6 protein-coding genes are annotated in these 3,793 nt (G+C 62.0%); 1 reads left to right on the top strand and 5 read right to left on the bottom strand.

Annotated features, from left to right (window positions below):
- A partial coding sequence (locus tag EN879_RS15580) for a GH25 family lysozyme (RefSeq protein WP_281034592.1) occupies positions 1-635 on the bottom strand: 635 nt, incomplete at its 3' end.
- Here EN879_RS15580 and EN879_RS39920 point away from each other — a divergent pair.
- Positions 634-909, top strand: coding sequence for a hypothetical protein (locus tag EN879_RS39920; protein WP_164748023.1), 276 nt, complete (start codon positions 634-636; stop codon positions 907-909). The genes EN879_RS15580 and EN879_RS39920 overlap by 2 nt on opposite strands.
- Positions 910-981: 72 nt before the next feature.
- On the opposite strand, the gene EN879_RS15575 is transcribed toward EN879_RS39920, so the two are convergent.
- The 4 genes from EN879_RS15575 to EN879_RS15560 form a co-directional block, all read right to left on the bottom strand.
- Positions 982-1,770 carry a phosphodiester glycosidase family protein gene (locus EN879_RS15575; RefSeq protein ID WP_013532085.1) on the bottom strand — a complete coding sequence of 263 codons (789 nt, stop codon included), beginning with the start codon at positions 1,768-1,770 and terminating at the stop codon, positions 982-984.
- Between the two features lie 71 nt (positions 1,771-1,841).
- On the bottom strand, positions 1,842-2,714 hold the full coding sequence (locus EN879_RS15570) for an undecaprenyl-diphosphate phosphatase (protein WP_013532086.1): 873 nt from the start codon (positions 2,712-2,714) through the stop codon (positions 1,842-1,844).
- A gap of 189 nt (positions 2,715-2,903) precedes the next feature.
- Positions 2,904-3,101: a hypothetical protein gene (locus EN879_RS15565; protein ID WP_027162632.1), complete on the bottom strand. Its 198-nt coding sequence runs from the start codon at positions 3,099-3,101 to the stop codon at positions 2,904-2,906.
- A 185-nt stretch (positions 3,102-3,286) separates the two neighbouring features.
- Positions 3,287-3,685 carry a GFA family protein gene (locus EN879_RS15560; protein WP_013532088.1) on the bottom strand — a complete coding sequence of 133 codons (399 nt, stop codon included), beginning with the start codon at positions 3,683-3,685 and terminating at the stop codon, positions 3,287-3,289.
- Positions 3,686-3,793: the final 108 nt, after the last annotated feature.

Raw genomic sequence — 3,793 nt, 5'->3', positions numbered from 1 at the left:
CCGTAATAGCGCTCCAGCTTGTCCATGAACACCTGCATCTTTTCCAGCACCTTTTCGCGCGACGGCCGCCGCTTGCAGCTGGACTCGCCGTTCCACTCGACGTCGATCACCGGCGGCAGCGCGCCTTCGACCCTGGGCACGTTGCGGATGAACCAGTCCGCCTGCTCGCCCGCCGTGCGGCACCAGTAGAAGAAATGGTAGGCGCCGCGCTTCAAGCCGGCGGCGTCGGCGTTGCGCCAGTTTTTCATGAACATCGGATCGAGGTGGTCGCCACCGTCGGTCGCCTTGATGTAGGCGAAGTTGGCGCCCTGCGCCCGCAGCTTGTCCCAGTTGACGTTGCCTTGCCAACGCGAGACGTCGACGCCGTGCACTGCAAGGCGGCGAGGCGAACCCTTGCCGAAATTGATCGGCTTGGCGTCGCGAAAACCGTAACGGGTGAGCGGCCCGGCAAGCATGGCCGGTGCCGCGCGGGTCAATAGCTTGGGCGGCGACACCAAGGCTGCCGGCTCGACCGGCAGCCCGCCGATATCAGGCACTTGGGGATCAGGCGCATCAGGTGCGGCAAACACCCCCGTCTCTTCCTCCTCCGCCAAGCCGAACGGGCGCGTTTTTTCCCCCGGACCGTTGTCAGACATGGGAGCCAATCCGGCCCTTGCCGCCCTGTTGCCCCTTGCCGCCGGAGCAGCGGCGATCGGTGCCGGCGGCCGGATCACGGAACTGGTGGTCTCGTTGGAGGGTTTCTGCAAATCCAGCGCATCGACGCCGGCCGTTGACGAGCAGCCGGCAAGGCATAGCGATGCTATCAAAAAACTGACGACGCCCGGAATCCGCATCTGGACCTGTACTCAAAACACAACAGACCGAGGGCGAAACGACAGCCGACGGACAAACCGGATCAGTTATGAATGAGAAATTACCAATAAAGTTTGAATCAAGTTTTTTTCGCCATACCGCATGCGGGTAAGCGCGGTGGAAACTGGCTCAGGATTTCCTGAAGACGCCGATCATCGGCCCGAGATTCCAGTAGTCGTCTTTGCGGCCGATGGCAGGCGCAAACAGGCTGGATATCGTGCCGTCGAGGAACAGCGCGTTATCGCAACCGAGCGCGTCGCGGAAAAGCCGGGCGAAGGCATGGAAGGTCACCGTGCCATTCGAAATCGCAAAGACCGCGACGCCATCCTTTCGCACCCCGACACCGTCGCGGGTTTTCCGCGAAGTGCCGTCGGCCTGGAATTTCGGATGCAGCTTGCCGTCGATCACCAGCATCGGCCCCGATTGCGTCGCATAGTCGACGGTCGGGCGCCTCTTCACGAAGTCCCTGGTGGCGCGGACCGCGGCCCTGCCGTCGCGTATGTAGAAAATGCCGTTTGGCTGCAGGGAAAAGTTGCCGCTTCCCGAACCCGTTTTCACCGACGCCATCTCCTGGCCGCGCTCGACATAGAGACCGACCGGCGCGAGGTTCGGGTGATACATGCCGGCATTGATGCCGAACAGCATCGTGCGCCCGATCGCCTGTTGCGCGGCATGCAGATTGTGCAGCGACTGAAACGGCTTGCCCGCCGCATCCTTCCAGAACAGCTCGAGCTGATATCGTTTCGGATCGACCTCGCAAACGAGATAGCTGGTCGCCTCGAAGGTGAAGTCCCGGCATGGTGGCAGCGAGACAACCCACTGGCCGAACGACGCGCCAAGCGCCGCCACCGACGGCAGCGCCCCCTTGGCCATCGCCAGCAACAGTGGCACCGATTGCAGGAGGGTCAAAAAATCCATGTGCGTACCGGAATCGAAGTTCGAGGTCCGGTACGGATATAGCCCGTTTCAAGCGATACTGTGGAACTGCCTTAGACGAGCCATCCCATGGCGACGCTCGACAACAAGACGATGCCGAGCAGGCCGCGATAGATGACGAACGGCCAAGCCGAGAAACGCTCCAGCACGCGCATCAGCCCCCATATGGCGAAGAAGGCGGAGATCGACGCGACGACCAGCCCGACAGCAAGCACCGACCAGCCATGGGCGTCGAGATGGACCTTGTGCAGTTCCCAGAGTTCCTTGAGGCCGGCGAGCGCGATGGCAGGCAGCCCGAGCAGGAACGAGAAGCGCGCCGCTTCGGCCCGTTTGAAGCCGAGCCCCAGTGCCGCTGTCAGGGTCGAGCCCGAGCGCGAGACGCCGGGGACAAGCGCGCCGATCTGGGCGATACCGACGAGCAGCGCATCGGTCAGCGACGCATCGCCCATGCTGCGCCGGTGACGGGCAAAGATCTCGGCCAGCGCCAGCAGGATCGCCATGGCGATGCAGGCCCAGCCGATCACCGTCAGGCTACGCAGCGGCGAATTGCAGGCGTTGAGCAGGCCCGACAGCGCAACGCCGGCGATGACGATGGGGATCGTCGCCAGCACGATCCAGAGCGCCAGCTTGAAATGCCGGTCGGCGAAATCGCGTCGCGCCAGAGCGTCGAGCGATCCAAACAGGATATCCCTGACGTCGCTCCAGAAATAGCTGACCACCGCGGCAAGGGCCGCAAGCTGCATGGCGGCGGAGAAGGCGGAGCCAGGATCCTGCCAGCCGAGCACGGCCGGCACGATGCGCATATGGGCAGTCGAGGAAATTGGCAGCAGTTCCGTGATGCCTTGCACCACGCCGAGGAACGCCACCTTGGCGAACCCCAGGCCGACGAAGCCCGTGTCGAGGCCTTGGGTGCAGATATCGGCCAAAATCGAATTCCGTGCATGAGAGATCGGAGTTGCGTGGACCGACCATCGGTCAATCCCGGGCAAGCCTTATCGTCATGGGCCGGATAATCAATTTACGGATTTGTAAGCTGGCACGCCGAGGTGCACGCCGTTCGAAAACCGGCCCACCTTGGGGCCGGCTTGAGGCACACAGGGAAAATCGCAAAGCGACTACGGGCAGAGCCAGAGTTTCTGGCATGTCCTGGCGATCACATGCGCCGGCGGCACTTCGGGCTCATCGGTCGAAGGCCGGCGAGCCCGTTCGAGCAGCATGCGCACCTGTTCGGGACGCACACGATCGCGCTCCATCACAAGCAGGACCATCGGATCTCTCAAAAGCTCGTCCAGGGTGCTGATGCTGTCGTTCATCCGTCGTCTCCTCGAATGCCGTACCCGCGACCCTTAAATAGGACGACAAAGATGGCTCGCCAATGACGCTTTGCCGGCTATCTCGTGTCGATTTGGATTAAATTTTGGCCATGCTTGCGCTCTTCCCTTCCCCTGGCGCTGCGCGTCGATCCACCTTCTTCCACAACAAGGGGAGAAGGGAAAAATTAGCCTGGCGGAGGGGCGCCTTCGTATTTCGGCAGGCCGTCATCAAGCACCAGCCAAGGCTGCTTCGAGGCCGTGAAAATATGCATTTGCGGCTTGAAAACCGTGGGATCGTCGAGCGAACCGGTGGTGATGCCGATAATCCCTGCGGAATCACGTCGGGAGAACAGCGTTGTGCCGCAGCTCGGGCAAAAGCCGCGCTTGAGATCCGGTGAAGAGCCTATAGTCGCCAGCGGCCCATCGATCGTCACGTCCTCGATGCGAAACAGCACGCGTGCGTTGAAGGCGGCGCCGATCGCCTTCTGGCAAAGCCGGCAGTGGCAGACGCGTTCGTTGATGGGAGCCGCGTCCGCGCGGTAGCGCACCGCCTTGCACAGGCATCCGCCCTCATATCTTGCCATTGTCTGGATCCACTGGTGGGAGAGAATAGGCGCGCAACGTATCGGCGGGGCCGATTTGGGGAATTTAAAAAATTTTATGCCAATTCATCTCCTTTTGTGGTGCGGGGT

Origin of the sequence: Mesorhizobium sp. M7A.F.Ca.AU.002.02.1.1, from assembly GCF_003998535.1 — a bacterium.
GTDB lineage: Bacteria > Pseudomonadota > Alphaproteobacteria > Rhizobiales > Rhizobiaceae > Mesorhizobium > Mesorhizobium ciceri.
Note: the sequence above shows the minus strand (reverse complement) of the source record. Positions and strands in the feature narration are given on the sequence as shown.